The organism is Azospirillum lipoferum 4B (genome assembly GCF_000283655.1).
Classification (GTDB): Bacteria; Pseudomonadota; Alphaproteobacteria; order Azospirillales; family Azospirillaceae; genus Azospirillum; species Azospirillum lipoferum_C.
In genome coordinates this window covers 316,343-331,653 of record NC_016624.1, presented here as the reverse complement: position 1 = coordinate 331,653, position 15,311 = coordinate 316,343, and the positions used below count along the sequence as shown (strand labels likewise).

Below are 15,311 nucleotides of genomic sequence, written 5' to 3'. Positions count from 1 at the left end.
TCCCATGGCGAAGGGCGGCGGGCTGGGGCATGCTGGGGAAAACGGACCAGCCCCGTGGGAGGAATAAGAATGGACAGCTTCAGCCAGCCCGTGTCCCAGGCCGCCGATGCCAAGCCGCTGAGTTTTCCGCCGGATTTCCGTTGGGGTGCGTCCACCGCATCCTACCAGATCGAAGGGGCGGTCAATGCCGACGGCCGCGGCCCCTGCGTGTGGGATACCTTCACCGCCGAGGGACGCATCATGGACGGCAGCAGTGCCGCCGTCGCCTGCGACCATTACCACCGCTACCCGGAAGACATCGCGCTGATGAAGGCGGCGGGCTTCGACAGCTATCGCTTCTCCATCGCTTGGCCGCGCATCCTGCCGACGGGGACGGGGGCGGTCGAGACGCGCGGCCTCGATTTCTACGACCGGCTGGTGGATAGCCTGCTGGAGGCGGGGATCACGCCGATGGCCTGCCTCTACCACTGGGACCTGCCGCAGCCGCTGGAGGATGCCGGCGGCTGGCAGGGGCGGGAGATCGTCGGCCCCTTCGCCGATTATGCCCGCATCGTCACCGCCCGGCTGGCCGACCGGGTCAAGACCTGGATGATGCTGAACGAGCCGAACGTGGTCGCCATCTTCGGATATGGCGTGGGGGAACACGCCCCCGGCCACAAGCTGGGCGAACAGGGCATCCTGCGGGCGCTGCACCACCAGAATCTGGCGCAGGGTGCTGCCTTGCGCGCCATCGCGGCGGAGCATTCCGGCCTGACGCTGGGCACAGTGCTGAACCTGCAGCCCGCCGTTCCCGACAGCGACCGGCAGGAGGACGTGGCCGCGACCGCCCGCTGGGACGCGGTGTGGAACCGGGTGACGCTGGACGGGCTGATGCGGGGGCAGATCCCGGCGCTGCTGGCCGACAGGATGGCGGATTTCGTGCTGCCCGGCGACGAGGAGGCGATCCGCTACCCCATCGACCTGCTGGGGATCAACTACTACTCCCGCATGACGATGAAGCATGAGGAGGGGCGGCCCTTCGATGTCGGCTGGGGCGAGGCGCAGTGCAGGCGCTGGACCGGCATGGCCTGGCCGGTGCAGCCGGAAGGGCTGTACGACCTGCTGACCGAATTCCGCACCGATTACGGCAATCCCGCCGTCTTCATCGCGGAGAACGGCTGCGCCTATGACGACGTGGTGACGCCGGACGGCCAAATCCATGACGCGGAGCGCGTGCTGTATTACCGCGAGCATCTGGAATCGGTGGCGCAGGCGCTGGCCGACGGCTGCAACGTCAAGGGCTATCTGTGCTGGAGCCTGCTGGACAACTTCGAATGGGCCTTCGGCCTGTCGAAGCGGTTCGGCATCGTGCGCGTCGATTACGACACGATGGAACGCACGCCGAAGGACAGCTACCGCTTCCTTGCCGAGGTTGTAAGAACGGGGAGGCTTTAAGCCTTTCTTCGCCCCTACCCCTGTACTTTTGGCAAGGTACGTCCTATTCGTTAGTAATACGGACGGTGAGGGATCGAGGGCGGAGGTCCGGGATGGCGGACATGACGGACGACACTGACGGCAAGACGGGCGGCGCCAAATCCGAGGGTGCCAAATCCGACGGCGCCAATTCCGGTGACGAGAGGCCCGCGGACGACGCACCCGGCTTCACCCGCCGCTTCCTGCGGCTGGCTGGCGGCTATTGGTTCGGCCGGACCCGGGTGACCGTCTGGGCGCTGACCGTGGCGCTGGTGGTGCTGACCATCGGACAGGTGTCGATCCCGGTCCTGATCAATCTGTGGAGCGAGCGGCTGTTCGACGCGCTCGAACAGCGCTCCATGGACCGTTTCCTGACCATGATCGGTCTGGTCGGGCTGATCATCGTCTACAACATCGTCATCGTCGTGCTGCATCTGCGGGTGAAGCGCCGGCTGCAGATGGGCTGGCGCGACTGGCTGACCCGCAAGCTGCTGGAGGACTGGCTGCGCCGCGGCCGCCACCACCAGATCGCCTATATGCCGGGCGAGCACGACAACCCCGACGGCCGCATCGCCGAGGACATCCGCATCACCGCGGAGATGGCGATCGACCTGGGCCATTCGCTGACCTATTGCGTGCTGCTTCTGATCAGCTTCACCAACATCCTGTGGATGCTGTCGGGCACGCTGACGGTCACGCTGTTCGGGACCGAGCTGTCGGTGCCGGGCCATCTGCTGTTCGTGGCGCTGCTCTATGCCGCCATGGGCACCTCCATCGCCATGCTGATCGGACAGCCGCTGGTCAATGCCGTCAACCGGCGCCAGGGTTACGAGGCGGATTTCCGCTTCGCGCTTGCCCGCATCCGCGAGAACGGCCAGACCATCGCGCTGCTGCACGGGGAATCGGCGGAGCGCGGGCATCTCGCCACGCTGTTCGGCGGGGTGGTGCGCGGCTGGAACGGGCAGACCCGTGCGCTCAGCCACATGATGGTGTTCAGTGCCAGCTATTCGGTGCTGTCGGCCGCCTTCCCGATCCTGGTCGCCGCCCCGCGCTACATCGCCGGGACCATCTCGCTGGGCGTGCTGATGCAGACGGCGCAGGCCTTCCAGCAGACGGTGGGCGCGCTGTCCTGGCCAATCGACAACCTGCCGCGCGTCGCCGAATGGCGCGCGTCGGTGGAGCGCGTGCTGAACCTGCACGACGCGCTGGTCCGGCTGGACCGCGAGGTCTGCGACGTGCCGGACGGCCATATCCAGGTCGTGCGCTCCGAAGAACACCACACGCTGACCTTCAGCGGCGTCGCCATCGACGAGCCGAACGGCACGGCGGTGGTCCACGCCTTCGACCTGGAGGTCCGTCCGGGCGACCGGGTGCTGATCGGCGGCGATGCGACGGCGACCATCCGCCTGTTCCGCGCCGTGGCCGGCGTCTGGCCGTGGGGCAGCGGGCGCATCACCCTGCCGGCCCACACCCGCGTCTTCTTCATGCCGGAACGCCCCTATCTGCCGCATGACAGCCTGCGCGCGGTGCTGGCCTATCCCGGCCCGGCCTCTTCGGTGGCGGACGACCGGGCGGCCGAAGCGCTGGCCAGCGTCGGGCTGCCCGATCTGGTCGACCGGCTGGACGCCACCGACCGCTGGGACGAGGTGCTGTCCGTGCCCGAGCGCCAGCGGCTGGGCTTCGCCCGGCTGCTGATCCGCCGCCCCGACTGGATCTTCCTGGAGGACGCCACCGACAGCCTCGACCCCCCGGCGGAGGAAGAGTTGCTGACCCTGATGGAGCGGGAGTTGCCGAACGCCACCCTGCTGACCATCGGCCATCATGTGGGGCTCGACGCCCATCACAGCCGCAAGCTGATCCTGGAACGCACCAACGGTGCCGTCACCCTGCGCGAGGAAGTGCGCGAACCCCAGCCGGTGACGGAGAGCGCGGCGTGAGGAGGACCCGCTCGGTGGGTGTGCAGGGCAATCGCATATGGAAAACGAGCGACGACGCTGCGCTTCGGATGCTTTCATGCGAATGAAACGTATGCGCAATAACTCTGCGGGACGGGAGAAGGCGAATATCGCCGCATCCTTGGAACGCATCCAAAAAGCTGCCACACTGCCCGGCGACCACCGTTCGTATCCACAGCATCGTCGCCCCGCAAAACCATGGACATGAGCGTGAAGAAGACCAGCATCAACGCGGCATGGCGGGGGCTGGCGAACTGCAGGGGGTGCGGCATCCGGGAATCGGCACTGTTCGCCGATCTGACCGAATCCGATTTCAACCTGATCCATCTGCCCATCGACGAAATGACGGTGGCGCCGGGGGCGGCGCTCTACCATGTCGGGGACGAGCCGACGGCCCTCTTCACCGTGCGCGGCGGGCTGGTGAAACTGGTGCAGTATCTGCCCAACGGCGGCCAGCGCATCGTCCGGCTCTTACGCACCGGGGACACCGCCGGGCTGGAGGCGGCGCTGGGCGAACCCTATCGCCACACCGCCATCGCCATTCATCCGGTCCTGACCTGCCGCATCCCCCGTGCCGTGATCCAGCGCCTGTCGGAGGAGACGCAGCACCTGCACCAGCAGTTGATGCGGCGCTGGCATCAGGCGGTGGAGCGCGCCGACGCTTTCCTGGTCGAACTCGGCACCGGCAGCGCGCGGGCGCGGGTCGCCCGGCTGTTCCTGACCCTGGTGGACGACCACGGCGAATGCGACTTCTTCGGGCGGGAGGATGTCGGCGCCGTGCTGGGCATCACCACCGAGACCGCCAGCCGCGTCGTCGCCGAACTGAAGCGGCAGGGCCTGCTGAACGAGATGCGGCCCAACCGTTTCCACTGCAACGTAGACGCCCTGCGGGACCTGGCGGACGGGCCGTAGCCCGCCCTCGCCCCTCGCCCCCCGGCCTCTGTTTCAGAACCGGCGTCAGGCCGCCCGCATCTCTTCCACCAGCGCATCGACCTGACCGGACAGGGTCCGCAGTTGGTCCTGCACGGTGGAGGAGGCCGACAGAACGCGGTTGGCGGACTCCCCCGATTCCCGTGCCGCGTCGGCGACGGAGTCGATGTTGCCGCGGACATGCTGGGTGCTGTCCGCCGCTTCGCCGACATTGCGGGCGATCTCGCGGGTGGCGGCACTCTGCTGTTCCACCGCGGCGGCGATGGTGGCGGCGATCTCGTTCACCTCGCGGATGGTGCCGGCGATGGAGCGGATGGCGTCCACCGCCTCCTGCGTCACCGACTGCATGGCGGCGATCTGGGCGGAGATCTCCTCCGTCGCCTTCGCGGTCTGGGTGGCGAGCCCCTTCACCTCGCTCGCCACGACGGCGAAGCCCTTGCCGGCCTCCCCGGCGCGCGCCGCTTCGATGGTGGCGTTGAGCGCCAGCAGGTTGGTCTGGCCGGCGATGGACTGGATCAGCCCGACCACCTCGCCGATGCGGCCGGCGGTCTGGGCCAGCCCCTCCACAGTGCGGTCGGTCCGCTCTGCCTCTTCCGCCGCCTTGCGGGCGATCTGGCTGGAGGCGTGGACCTGACTGCCGATCTCCTGGATGGAGGCCGACAGCTCCTCCGTCGCGGCGGCGACCGCCTTGACGTTGCCTTCGGCCTGCTGGGAACTGCCGGCGGCGGTCGTCGCCTCCCCGGCGGTCAGGTCGGCGCTGCGGGTCATGCGTTCGGCCATGTCCTGCATCTCGCCGGCAGCCTGGGCCACGCGGTCCAGTACGCTGCGGACGCTGGTCTCGAAATTCTCCGCCATTTCGATCATCGCCCGGCGGCGCTCGCCGGCGGCACGGCCGCGCTCGGCCTCGGCGCGGGCATTGGCCTCGCGGGCGGCATTGGCGGTATCGCGGAAGATGGTCAGCGCACGGGTCATGTCGCCGATCTCGTCGGATCCTGCGGCGGGGATGGAGGCGTTCAGGTCGCCGGCCGCGATGGCGCGCATAGCGTCCGACAGTGCGCTGAGCCGGGCGACGATGTGGCGCCCCACCACCAGCCAGGCCAGCGCCACCGCGCCGACCAGACTGCCGACGGCGAACAGGATCAGCATTTGGCGGCCGGCGGCGATGGTGCCGTCGGTACCGGCGATGGCGGTCTTGGCTTCGTCCCGCATTGCGGCGATCTTGCGGTCGACGGTGGCGGCGAAGCTCTGCGCCAGCAGCCGGTTTTCCGCCAGCACCCGGTCGGTGTCGGCAGTTGCCGCCAATTCGGCGCGGCGCAGGGCGACGATGCCGTCCTCCCCCCGGCCGAAGGCGGCCAGCGCCTTGGCCAGGGCGGCGATGACCGCGTTGCCGGCGGCATCCTCGGCACCTTCGGCCTTGTCCGCGTTGCCCATTTCGGTGTCGGCCAGCTTGACGATGCGCTGGTCGAGCGCGATGGCCTCGGTGATGAAGCGCTTTTCCAGCAGAGCCAGCCGGGCGGCGTCGGCGGCCTGCGCCGCTTCGTTCAGCGCGCCGGCCAGGGCGGTGCCGTGGGTCGACAGTTCCAGATGGGTGCGGAAGCGGTCCAGGCCGGGGCCCAGCAGGTCCTGGGTCGACTCCTGGATGCGGGAGCGGACGTCGAAGCTGGTGCGCTTGATGTCGCTCTGCACCTTGCGCAGCGGCGCCTTCAGCCCGTCGAGCAAGCCGGCCGCCTGCGCCCGTGCCGCGCCCAGCCTTTCCGCCAGCCGCCGGTCGACCGCCCCGCCGCTGTTCTCGGTACCGTCCAGCGCCGCCCGGCGCAGTTCGAAGACATTGTCCTTGCCGTATCCGAAGAGGAACAGCGTGTCGATCTTCCCCGCCATGTCGGCCGGCAGCCGGTCGCCCAGCATGCCGAGCGTGCCCGTCACCTGGGAGGAGGCTTCCAGATAGGCCTGCTGCAACTCGCCGATGGTCTTGGCGTCCGGCGCGGTGCCGGAGCGGTTCATGGCGTCGAGCGCAGCGGCGATGCCGCCGCGCAGGTCGTAGAGTACGATCATCGACCGCACCGCATCCGACAGCGCCCCCATGTCGCTGTCGGTTCCGCCATCCAGCGCCATGCCCTTGTCCTGCAGGGACTGTCCGGCACCCTCCACCAGCGGCGCCAGCGTCTTGATGAAGCCGTCATAGGCCTGGGCCAGACGCGCCGACGCCGCCTCGCGCCGGTCGCGCAGGGACAGGCGGGCGGCGACCCCGTCGTTGACGCGGTCCAGCGTGGCGATCAGCGCGTTTCCGGTGTCCCGCACCTCCGACAGCAGCGGATCCTGCGGACGGCGGGCGGCCAGTTCGTCGACCAGCGCCAGGAAGGCGCGGGAGCGTTCGCGCGCCTCGGCCTGGATGCGCTCGCGCTCCTCCTGGCTGTCGGCGCCGTCCAGGGCCGGGGCGGCGGTGGCGATGCGGCTGCTCTCGCCGGCCAGCCGGGTCGCCAGTTCCATCTCCGGCAGGCTGGTATGGGTGATCTGCGCCATCGGCCGCTCGACGGCGGAAAAGGACATCAGCCCGACGGCGCTGGCCGCCACCGTCATCGCCGCCATGGCGGCAAAGGCCAGCAGCAGCTTGGCCCGAACGCCCAGACGGCGCCGGTTGCCCGGGGTTGGATTGCTGCCGGACGGGCCGGGAACATGCTGCGGGAGGGCAGGAGCGGCGGTGGGCATGGCGTCGGGTCCCCTCGGGGCGGGTGTGATCGCGGTCACCCGGAGGCGGCGGCTGCGCTCCACCCGGGCGCCGGCGGCCCCCATCGGCCGCAAGTCTGCATTGTCTGCAATCTCGGTTCTGCAAGTTCCGAAAGGTTCTTGCGGCGATCGGTCACACCGGCTCTTGCATGGTTTTCGACCGGGCGATTTCCCGTCAACATAATTTCCGCTGAAAGGAAAAGAGATTACAGTTCATTCCGGTATATGGAAGCGATAGGCTCTAGAGGTGGATAAATTTCGTGTGCGAGAAAGTATATTGTCGGCGGGCCGATTATCCATTCGGACTCGTCGGCCCGCATCGGGGTGGTCGCGGCCGCACAAGACCCGCAGCGGCCAAGTCCAGGCCTAGGCCGCTGGGTCATGGTCCGAACTGGCAACACCAAAGGCGTTCGGGCCTTCGACCAACGCTATCCCTGTGCTTACCCCCACCGGAGAAAAAGCGATCACTTGGATAGCCCGGCGGCCATACCGATGCCGAGTGGAAGCACCGGGATGGCGTGGCTAGCTTGGGATCAGCAAGTTTCCGAGGGATTTAAAGAATGCCGCAGGACGCCAGCCCGCCTTTCCCCAACCCGTCGTTCCAAGCGGCCGGGAGTGCCGGGCTACCCCCCGCCGCCGGTGGCGGTGCCGATGACGGGATGATCGCCGGCATCCGTTCGGTCCTGGCCGAATGCGGCGGACTGGCGGTCGATGCCGGCAGGCTCGCCGTCGATGACGATCTCTATGCCGCCGGCCTCACCTCTCATGGTTGTGTCGGCCTGATGCTGGGGCTGGAGGAGCAGTTCGACGTCGAGTTTCCGGAAAAGCTGCTGAACCGCCGCACCTTCGAGAGCATCGCGGCGATCCGCGACGCGGTGCGCGGCCTGATCGATGGGGGCGAGGCGTGAACGCCACCCCGGCCGGCGCGGCTCCGAGCCTCTCGGCCCGCGCGCGCGCCATCGGGGCGGACATCGCCGCACCCCACGCCGACGCGGTGGACCGGGATAGCCGCTTCCCCGGCGAGGCCATCGACGCCCTGCGCCGGGACCGGTTGCTGGGCGCCATGGTGCCGGCGGAACTCGGCGGCGGCGGCGCCTCGCTGTTCGAGGTGGCGGCGGCCTGCCATGCGCTGGCCCGCGGCTGTGCCGCCACCGGGATGATCTATGCCATGCACCAGATCCAGGTCGCCTGTCTGGTCAATCACGGCAGTAATGAGGGCAGCAACGGCTGGCACCGCGAGCTGATGGCGCGCATGGCGGCCGAACAGCTGCTTCTCGGCTCCGCCACGACGGAGGCCGAGACCGGCGGCGACATCCGCAACAGCGTCTGCGCCGTCGAGGCGGATCGGGAAGCCGGGGAGGGCCGTTTCACCCTGGCGAAGAACGCCTCGGTCATCTCCTACGGCGACCAGTCGGACGTGATCCTGGTCACCGCCCGGCGCAATCCCGACGCGCCATCGTCGGATCAGGTGCTGGTGGTGCTGACCCGCGACGATTACCGGCTGGAGAAGACCTTGCTCTGGGACGCGATGGGGATGCGCGGCACCTGTTCCGACGGCTACCGGCTGGAGGCGGCGGGCGTTACCGACCAGATCCTGCCGCTGCCCTACGCCGATTTGTCGGCCCGGACCATGCTGCCGGTCACCCATATCCTGTGGAGCAGCACCTGGCTCGGCATCGCCGCCGACGCGGTCAGCCGCGCCCGCGCCTTCGTCCGGTCGGAGGCCAGGCGCAAGCCCGGCACCACCCCGGCCTGCGCCGTGCGGCTGGCCGAGGCGACGGCGAAGCTGCAGCAGATGAAGACGGTCATCCTGACCGCCATCCGCCAGTATGAGCTGGCCTGCGGCTCGCCGGAGCTGCTGACCAGCCTGTCCTTCGCCACGGCGATGGCCACGCTGAAGGTCACCACGTCGGAGCTGGTGCGCGAGGTGGTGGAGGCGGCGATCCGCACCTGCGGGCTGGCCGGCTACCGCAACGACACGCCCTACAGCCTGGGCCGCCACCTGCGCGATGCCCACTCCGCCGCCCTCATGATCGGCAACGACCGCATCATGTCGCACATCGCCACGCAGCTTCTCGTCCAGCGGGACGGGTCGGGGCCATTCGAATGAACATGGTCGACATCCGGGCGGCCCAGGCGGCCTATCGCGACGAGCTGGTGGCGGCCGGACTGCTGATCCCCACCGGCGTGGACGGCCTCTATGGCCGCAGCGGCGTTTTCGAGGAGGTGGTGGAGCGCTTCGACGCGCTGGTCACCCGCTGGGGCGGTGCCGACGGGGCGGAGGCGATGCGCTTCCCGCCGGCCCTGAACCGCCAATACTTCGAGGAAAGCGACTATCTGAAGAGCTTCCCCCATCTGGCCGGCACCATCCACAGCTTCGGCGGCGACGAGAAGGCGCACCGCACCCTGCTGCGCCGGCTGGAGGAGGGGCAGGACTGGACCGAGGATCAGGTCGCGACCGACGTGGTGATGACGCCGGCCGCCTGCTATCCGGTCTATCCGACCGTCGCCCGGCGCGGCGCGCTGCCCGATGGCGGCAGACTGATCGACGTCTTCTCCTACTGCTTCCGGCACGAACCGTCCATCGACCCGGCCCGCATGCAGATGTTCCGCATGCGCGAATACATCCGCATCGGCACGCCGGAGCAGGTCGTGGAGTTCCGCGAGCTGTGGCTGGAGCGCGGGCGCGGGATGATGGCCTCGCTGGAGATGCCGCTGGACATCGACGTCGCCAACGATCCCTTCTTCGGCCGGGCCGGCGCCATGCTGTCGAGCAGCCAGCGCGAACAGAAGCTGAAGTTCGAGCTGCTGATCCCCGTCACCAGCACGGAGCAGCCGACCGCCTGCCTCAGCTTCAACTATCACCAGGACCATTTCGGCCATATCTGGGACATCCGTACCGCCGACGGCGGCGTCGCCCACACGGCTTGCGTCGGCTTCGGGATGGAGCGGGTGGCGCTGGCGCTGTTCCGCCACCACGGCTTCGACCCGGCCGGCTGGCCGGCGGCGGTCCGCAAAGTGCTGTGGGGCTGACGGGCGCCATGTGGACCCGGCACCAGCCCGACGGCCACGACCGCCATCCCCTGCACCAGGGCGAGCGGATCTGGCTGGAGACCAACTGCTACGTCGATCTGTGGATCGAGGCGCTGCATGCCCGCGGGCTCGACCCGCTGGCGATGCTCGGCTTCACCGTCACCCAGGATTTCGAGGGCGACCAGTTCACCTTCTTCAAGGTGCCGCTGGAGGATCTGGAAACGCTGTACGGCCTGCGCGTGCAGGAACTGGCGATCTACGACAGCGTCGAAACCCATGTCGCGGAGCAGCTGAACCGCGATCCGGATGGCGGGCTGGTGCTGGTGGAGGTCGACGGCTTTCACCTGCCGGACACCCGCGGCACCTCCTATGGCACCACCCATGTCAAGACCACGGTCGGCATCGTCCGCATCGACCCGGCGGCGCGGACCATGGACTATTTCCACAATGCCGGCTTCCACCGGCTGGATGGGGCCGATTACGAGGGGGTCGCCACCGCGGCGGCCGGGCCGCTGTTTCCCTATGTGGAGTTCGTCAAGCCGGCGCAGCCGGCGCTGGAAGGCCGGGCGCTGAGGGACGCGTCGCTGGCGCTTTTGCGCCGCCACCTCGCCCGCCGGCCGGCGGAGAACCCCATTGCGGCCTACCGCGCCGCTTTCCCGGAGCATCTGGAGCGGCTGCTGTCGCGGCCGATGGAGTATTTCCACCTCTACGCCTTCAACCTGCTGCGCCAGCTCGGCGCCAATTTCGAGCTGCTGGGCGCCCATGTCCGCTGGCTCGACGGGCCGGCGGAGGCGGAGGAGGCCTGCCGGATCATCTCCCAGGGCGCCAAGGCGATGCAGTTCCAGCTGGCCCGGACGGTTGCCCGGCGCAAGGCGCCCGACCTGAGCGACGGCTTCGACCGGATGGAGCGGGCCTACGACACCGCCCTGGGCGCACTGGCCCGGCATTGCGGGTGACCGGCGATGGCGCGCATCCGATCGGTCACGGGACGGCGGATCACCGCGCTGACGGAGGGATGGGACCTGACCCTGCTGCCGCCCGGCGGCGCGGAGGAGGGCGTGGCTGCCGCCGTGGCTGTCCCCGTGGCCGCCGCAGTGCCTGGAACCGCGGCGCAGGCCCTGCAGGCGGCCGGGCTGTGGTCGCTGGACGATCCGCTTCCGCTGCATGACAAGGATATCGTTTACCGGACCCGGCTGACCGGCCACGGTCCGCGCAACTTGCGCTTCCACGGCCTCGCCACCATCGCGGAGGTGCGGCTGGACGGGGAGCGCATCCTGACCTCCGACAGCATGTTCCTCGCCCATGAGGTGCCGGTGATGCTGGACGGGGAGGCGGAGCTGTCCATCCGCTTCCACGCCCTGCATCCGGTGCTGGCGGCGAAAAAAGGCCGCGCCCGCTGGCGGCCGAAGCTGGCCGAACCGGCGGCGCTGCGCTTCGTCCGCACCACTTTGCTGGGCCATATGCCGGGCTGGTGCCCGCCGGTCCATGCGGTCGGCCCCTACCGCCCGGTGGAATTGGTTGAGGAGACTGCTCCCGTCCGTGTGCTGGGCGCCGACCTGCGCAGCAGCTTTGACGGTCGCGACGGGTGGCTATCGCTCCGCCTGACGGTGGACGGTATGTCGTCCGACATGACCGGTTCGGTCGAGGTGGCCGGGCAGGTCGCGCCGCTCCGCTTCGACGGCATCGACGGGCTGCATGCTGACATGACTCTGCCGGAGGTGGAGCCTTGGTGGCCGCACACCCATGGCGAGCCGGTGCTGCATGGCGTGGTCGCGCGGATCGCCACGCCGGGGGGCAAGGTGGAGGTCGATCTGGGCCGCGTCGGCTTCCGCTCCCTGGCGGTGGACCGGGGAGCGGACGGCAATGGCTTGGCCCTGCTGGTGAATGGCGAGCGGGTGTTCTGCCGCGGCGGCTGCTGGGTGCCGGTCGATCCGGTCGGCCTATCGGCGGAGCGCGCCGTCTACGAGCCCGAGTTGCGGCGGATGCGCGATGCCGGCGCCAACATGGTCCGCGTCGGCGGCACCATGCTGTATGAGGGCGACGCCTTCTTCGAGCTGTGCGACGAGCTGGGCATCCTGGTCTGGCAGGACGCCATGTTCGCCAATTTCGATTATCCCAGCGATCCGGCCTTTCTTGAGAGCGTGCGGGCGGAGATCGCGCAGCTTCTCGACCGCACCCAGGCCTCGCCCTCCTTGGCGGTGCTGTGCGGCGGCAGCGAGATGGAGCAGCAGGCGGCCATGCTCGGCCTGCCCCGCGCCGTCTGGACGCAAGAAGCACTGGCGGGAGCGATTGCGGAAGAGGCGACGGCGCGGCGGCCCGACCTGATCCAGATCGCGAACTCCCCCAGCGGCGGGCCGTTGCCCTTCGCCGCCAATGCCGGGGTGACCCATTACTACGGCGTCGGCGCTTATATGAGACCGCTAGAGGATGCCCGGCGGGCCGACGTGCGCTTTGCCGCCGAATGCCTCGCCTTCTCGAACCTGCCGGAGGACGACCCGCTCGGTGTCCCGGCGCTCCATCATCCCCGCTGGAAGGAGCGGGTTCCGCGCGATCCCGGCGCCTCCTGGGATTTCGAGGATGTGCGGGAGCATTACCTGGAGGCGCTCTACGGCGTCGATCCGCGCCGCCTGCGCCATGAAGACCCCGACCGCTACCGCCGCCTGTCCCGCGCGGTGACGGGGGAGGTGATGCAGGCGGTGTTCGACGAATGGCGGCGCGCCGGGTCCGGCTGCGCCGGCGGGCTGGTCTGGCAATGGCGCGACCCCTGGCCGGGGGCCGGCTGGGGCGTGGTCGCCGCCGACGGTACGCCGAAGCCGGCCTGGCATGCGCTGAAACGTGCCTTCCGTCCGCTGCGCGTCATCCTGGCCGACGAGGGGGTGAACGGTCTGGCCGTGCATCTGGTCAACGACACCGCCCGGCCGGTGGAGGCGCTGCTGCGGTTGACGGCCTGGCGCGACGGGACGGTTCCGGTGCTGAAGGCGGAGCGGCCGGTGATCCTGCCGGCGCGGGCGGCGGTTATGCTCCCCGCCGCGGCGATGACCGACCGCTTTTTTGACACGACGTACACCTACAGGTTTGGACCGATCCCACACGATGTGGTGTCGGCGCAATTGCTGCCGGCCGAAAGGGACGCGGAACCGATCGATGAATCTCACTATTTTCCGAAGGGCCGCTCGCTGCCGCGCGCGGATCTCGGCCTGACGGCGGCGGTGGAGCGGCAGGGCGACGGCTGGGCGTTGCGGCTTGCCACCCGGCGGCTTGCCTGTTCGGTTCATGTGGAGGATGGGCGGTTTCGGGCGGAGGATGCCTGGTTCCACCTGTCCCCCGGCGCCGAACGGGTGGTCCGCCTGCGGCCGCGTACCTGCGCGGGCGATGGGGTGCCGGATGGCGAGGTCCATGCGCTGAACGCGCTGGCGCCCGTCCGTTACAGGGGGGACGCATGAAGCCGACACCGATGGTGTTCGAGGGGTGTTTCGGATGGCTGCACCCGGCACCGGGGCTGCGCGGGGTGGTGCTGTGCGGTCCCTACGGGCATGAGGAACTCTGCGCACACCGCGCCTGGAAGACCTTCGCGGAGAGGTTGGCCACCGCCGGGCTGCCGACCTTGCGGTTCGACTATCCGGGTTCCGGCGATTCCGCCGGGGACGACAGCGAGCCGGACCGGGTGCGTGCGTGGCTGGACGGCGTCAAGGCGGCGGTGCGCCGCCTGCGCGAGGACACCGGCGTCACCGAACTGGTTCTCGTCGGCTTCCGCCTGGGCTCGCTTCTCGCCACCGCGGCGGCGCTGGAATTGGCCGAGGACGGGCAGGGGGTGGATGCGCTGGTGCTGCTGGCGCCGATCACCTCCGGCCGCAAGGCGGTGCGGGAACTGCAGACGCTGGCCACCATGGTGCTGCGCCCGGTCTGCAACCCGGAACCGCCGGAGCGCGCGTCCTGGCTGAACGTGATCGGCATGCCGCTGACGCCGGAGACCGCGCTGGCGCTGAGCGGCCTTGCCCCCTGCGACCAGCCGAAGCTGCCGGCTCCACGCATCCTGATCGCCGACCGGCCGGATGCGAAGACGCCGGTGAAGCTGGCGGCCCGCTGGCGCGCGATGGGCGCGGTGGCGGAGCCGATGGGCATCAGCGGCATGTTGGAGATGGTCCAGCAGCCGCAGCGCGCCCAGGCCGCCACGGCGTTCGACCCGGTCCTGCGCTGGATCGCCGCCGGGCCGGTCGCCACGGGTGCGACCCCGCCGCCGGACCGCCCGGCCGGGCTGATGACCACGACCGCGGTGGAGCGTCCGGTCTTCTTCGGCAAGGGCCCGGAGCTGTTCGGCATCTATTGCACGCCGGTCCTGGCCGACCCGGCCGGCAGCCGGCCGGCCATCCTGTTCCTGAACAGCGGCGCCACCCACCATGTCGGGTCCGGTCGCGCCACCGTGGTGCAGGCCCGCCGTCTGGCGGCGCGCGGCTACTGCTCGCTCAGGATCGACGCCGCCGGGATCGGCGACAGCCCCGGCCGGCCGGGCGTTGCCGACAACCTGCTCTACCACCGGGATGGCATCGGCGACGTGCGGGCGGCCCTGGACTGGCTCGAAGCCCAGGGGCACGCGCGGGTCGTCGTCGTCGGCCTGTGTGCCGGCGGGACGCCCGCCCTGCATGCCGGTTTGGGCGACAACCGGGTGGTCGGGCAGGTCGCGCTCAATCCCGGACGGTTCGAGCTGGGCGACGGCACCGCCGTCTCGGAGCTGATGCGGACGGTCGCCTTCCGCTCCACCACCGAATATCTGCTGGAGGCGCTGAAGCCGGCCCGTCTGCGCGCCAGCTTCCGCAACCGCGCCCGAGTGATGGGGCTGACCAAGCGGCTGGCCGGCCGCTTCGTCCGCAAGGTGCTGATCCGCACCGGCCTGACCCGCCACGCGCTGCGCATGTTCCGCCGCCTGTCCGCGGAAGGGCGCCGGGTTCTGCTGGTCTACAGCAGTGGCGACATGACCTTGGCCGAGTTCTATCTGCATCTGGGCGAAGGCGGACGCGCGCTGGACGGCCTGACCGGCATCGAGCTGGTCTATCTCGACCGCGCCGACCACAGCCTGACGGTGTGGGAGGCGCGCGACCGGCTGAATGTGCTGATCGACCGCCATCTGGCCGCGCTGGACACCGCCGCCACCGATCCGGCCGCCTCCGGCTTGGCCGATTGGGACCTCGGGCTGCCGTCGGGGGAGCGGGTGGGGTAGGA

Annotated in this window: 10 protein-coding genes; 9 read left to right on the top strand and 1 reads right to left on the bottom strand. The window is 69.7% G+C overall.

Annotated features, from left to right (window positions below; all coding sequences use genetic code 11):
* Positions 1–69 precede the first annotated feature (69 nt).
* The 3 genes from AZOLI_RS28530 to AZOLI_RS28520 all read left to right on the top strand — a co-directional run bounded on the left by AZOLI_RS28530 (position 70) and on the right by AZOLI_RS28520 (position 4,319).
* On the top strand, positions 70–1,434 hold the full coding sequence (locus AZOLI_RS28530; RefSeq protein ID WP_014250133.1) for a GH1 family beta-glucosidase: 1,365 nt from the start codon (positions 70–72) through the stop codon (positions 1,432–1,434).
* 101 nt (positions 1,435–1,535) lie between these two features.
* Positions 1,536–3,389, top strand: coding sequence for an ABC transporter ATP-binding protein/permease (locus AZOLI_RS28525; RefSeq protein ID WP_244442687.1), 1,854 nt, complete (start codon positions 1,536–1,538; stop codon positions 3,387–3,389).
* 216 nt (positions 3,390–3,605) lie between these two features.
* Positions 3,606–4,319 carry a Crp/Fnr family transcriptional regulator gene (locus AZOLI_RS28520; RefSeq protein ID WP_014250131.1) on the top strand — a complete coding sequence of 238 codons (714 nt, stop codon included), beginning with the start codon at positions 3,606–3,608 and terminating at the stop codon, positions 4,317–4,319.
* Positions 4,320–4,364: 45 nt separating this feature from the next.
* Here AZOLI_RS28520 and AZOLI_RS28515 read toward each other — a convergent pair whose 3' ends face one another.
* Entirely contained in the window at positions 4,365–7,043 is a 2,679-nt protein-coding gene (locus AZOLI_RS28515; protein WP_162488499.1) for a methyl-accepting chemotaxis protein, read from the bottom strand.
* Between the two features lie 677 nt (positions 7,044–7,720).
* On the opposite strand from AZOLI_RS28515, the gene AZOLI_RS28510 reads away from it, so the two are divergent.
* The 6 genes from AZOLI_RS28510 to AZOLI_RS28485 are packed head-to-tail and all read left to right on the top strand — an operon-like array spanning position 7,721 to position 15,309.
* Positions 7,721–7,969, top strand: a complete 249-nt coding sequence (locus AZOLI_RS28510) for an acyl carrier protein (protein ID WP_044553540.1) — start codon at positions 7,721–7,723, stop codon at positions 7,967–7,969.
* Positions 7,966–9,171, top strand: a complete 1,206-nt coding sequence (locus tag AZOLI_RS28505) for an acyl-CoA dehydrogenase family protein (RefSeq protein WP_014250128.1) — start codon at positions 7,966–7,968, stop codon at positions 9,169–9,171. The genes AZOLI_RS28510 and AZOLI_RS28505 overlap by 4 nt, the downstream gene beginning before the upstream one ends.
* The gene (locus AZOLI_RS28500; protein WP_014250127.1) at positions 9,168–10,094 is read left to right on the top strand and encodes an amino acid--[acyl-carrier-protein] ligase; all 927 of its coding nucleotides are present in this window, start codon (positions 9,168–9,170) and stop codon (positions 10,092–10,094) included. Before AZOLI_RS28505 ends, AZOLI_RS28500 begins: the two co-directional genes overlap by 4 nt.
* Positions 10,095–10,102: 8 nt before the next feature.
* Positions 10,103–11,050, top strand: a complete 948-nt coding sequence (locus tag AZOLI_RS28495; RefSeq protein WP_014250126.1) for a DUF1839 family protein — start codon at positions 10,103–10,105, stop codon at positions 11,048–11,050.
* A 6-nt stretch (positions 11,051–11,056) separates the two neighbouring features.
* Positions 11,057–13,537 (top strand): glycoside hydrolase family 2 protein, encoded by a 2,481-nt coding sequence (locus AZOLI_RS28490; RefSeq protein WP_014250125.1) that lies wholly within the window; start codon positions 11,057–11,059, stop codon positions 13,535–13,537.
* Positions 13,534–15,309, top strand: a complete 1,776-nt coding sequence (locus AZOLI_RS28485) for an alpha/beta fold hydrolase (protein WP_014250124.1) — start codon at positions 13,534–13,536, stop codon at positions 15,307–15,309. The genes AZOLI_RS28490 and AZOLI_RS28485 overlap by 4 nt, the downstream gene beginning before the upstream one ends.
* Positions 15,310–15,311: the final 2 nt, after the last annotated feature.

Coding starts and splice junctions, on each gene's coding strand:
- AZOLI_RS28530 (WP_014250133.1), top strand. CDS start 70: ATGGACAGCTTCAGCCAGCCCGTGTCCCAGGCCGCCGATGCCAAGCCG.
- AZOLI_RS28525 (WP_244442687.1), top strand. CDS start 1,536: ATGACGGACGACACTGACGGCAAGACGGGCGGCGCCAAATCCGAGGGT.
- AZOLI_RS28520 (WP_014250131.1), top strand. CDS start 3,606: ATGGACATGAGCGTGAAGAAGACCAGCATCAACGCGGCATGGCGGGGG.
- AZOLI_RS28515 (WP_162488499.1), bottom strand. CDS start 7,043: ATGCCCACCGCCGCTCCTGCCCTCCCGCAGCATGTTCCCGGCCCGTCC.
- AZOLI_RS28510 (WP_044553540.1), top strand. CDS start 7,721: ATGATCGCCGGCATCCGTTCGGTCCTGGCCGAATGCGGCGGACTGGCG.
- AZOLI_RS28500 (WP_014250127.1), top strand. CDS start 9,168: ATGAACATGGTCGACATCCGGGCGGCCCAGGCGGCCTATCGCGACGAG.
- AZOLI_RS28495 (WP_014250126.1), top strand. CDS start 10,103: ATGTGGACCCGGCACCAGCCCGACGGCCACGACCGCCATCCCCTGCAC.
- AZOLI_RS28490 (WP_014250125.1), top strand. CDS start 11,057: ATGGCGCGCATCCGATCGGTCACGGGACGGCGGATCACCGCGCTGACG.
- AZOLI_RS28485 (WP_014250124.1), top strand. CDS start 13,534: ATGAAGCCGACACCGATGGTGTTCGAGGGGTGTTTCGGATGGCTGCAC.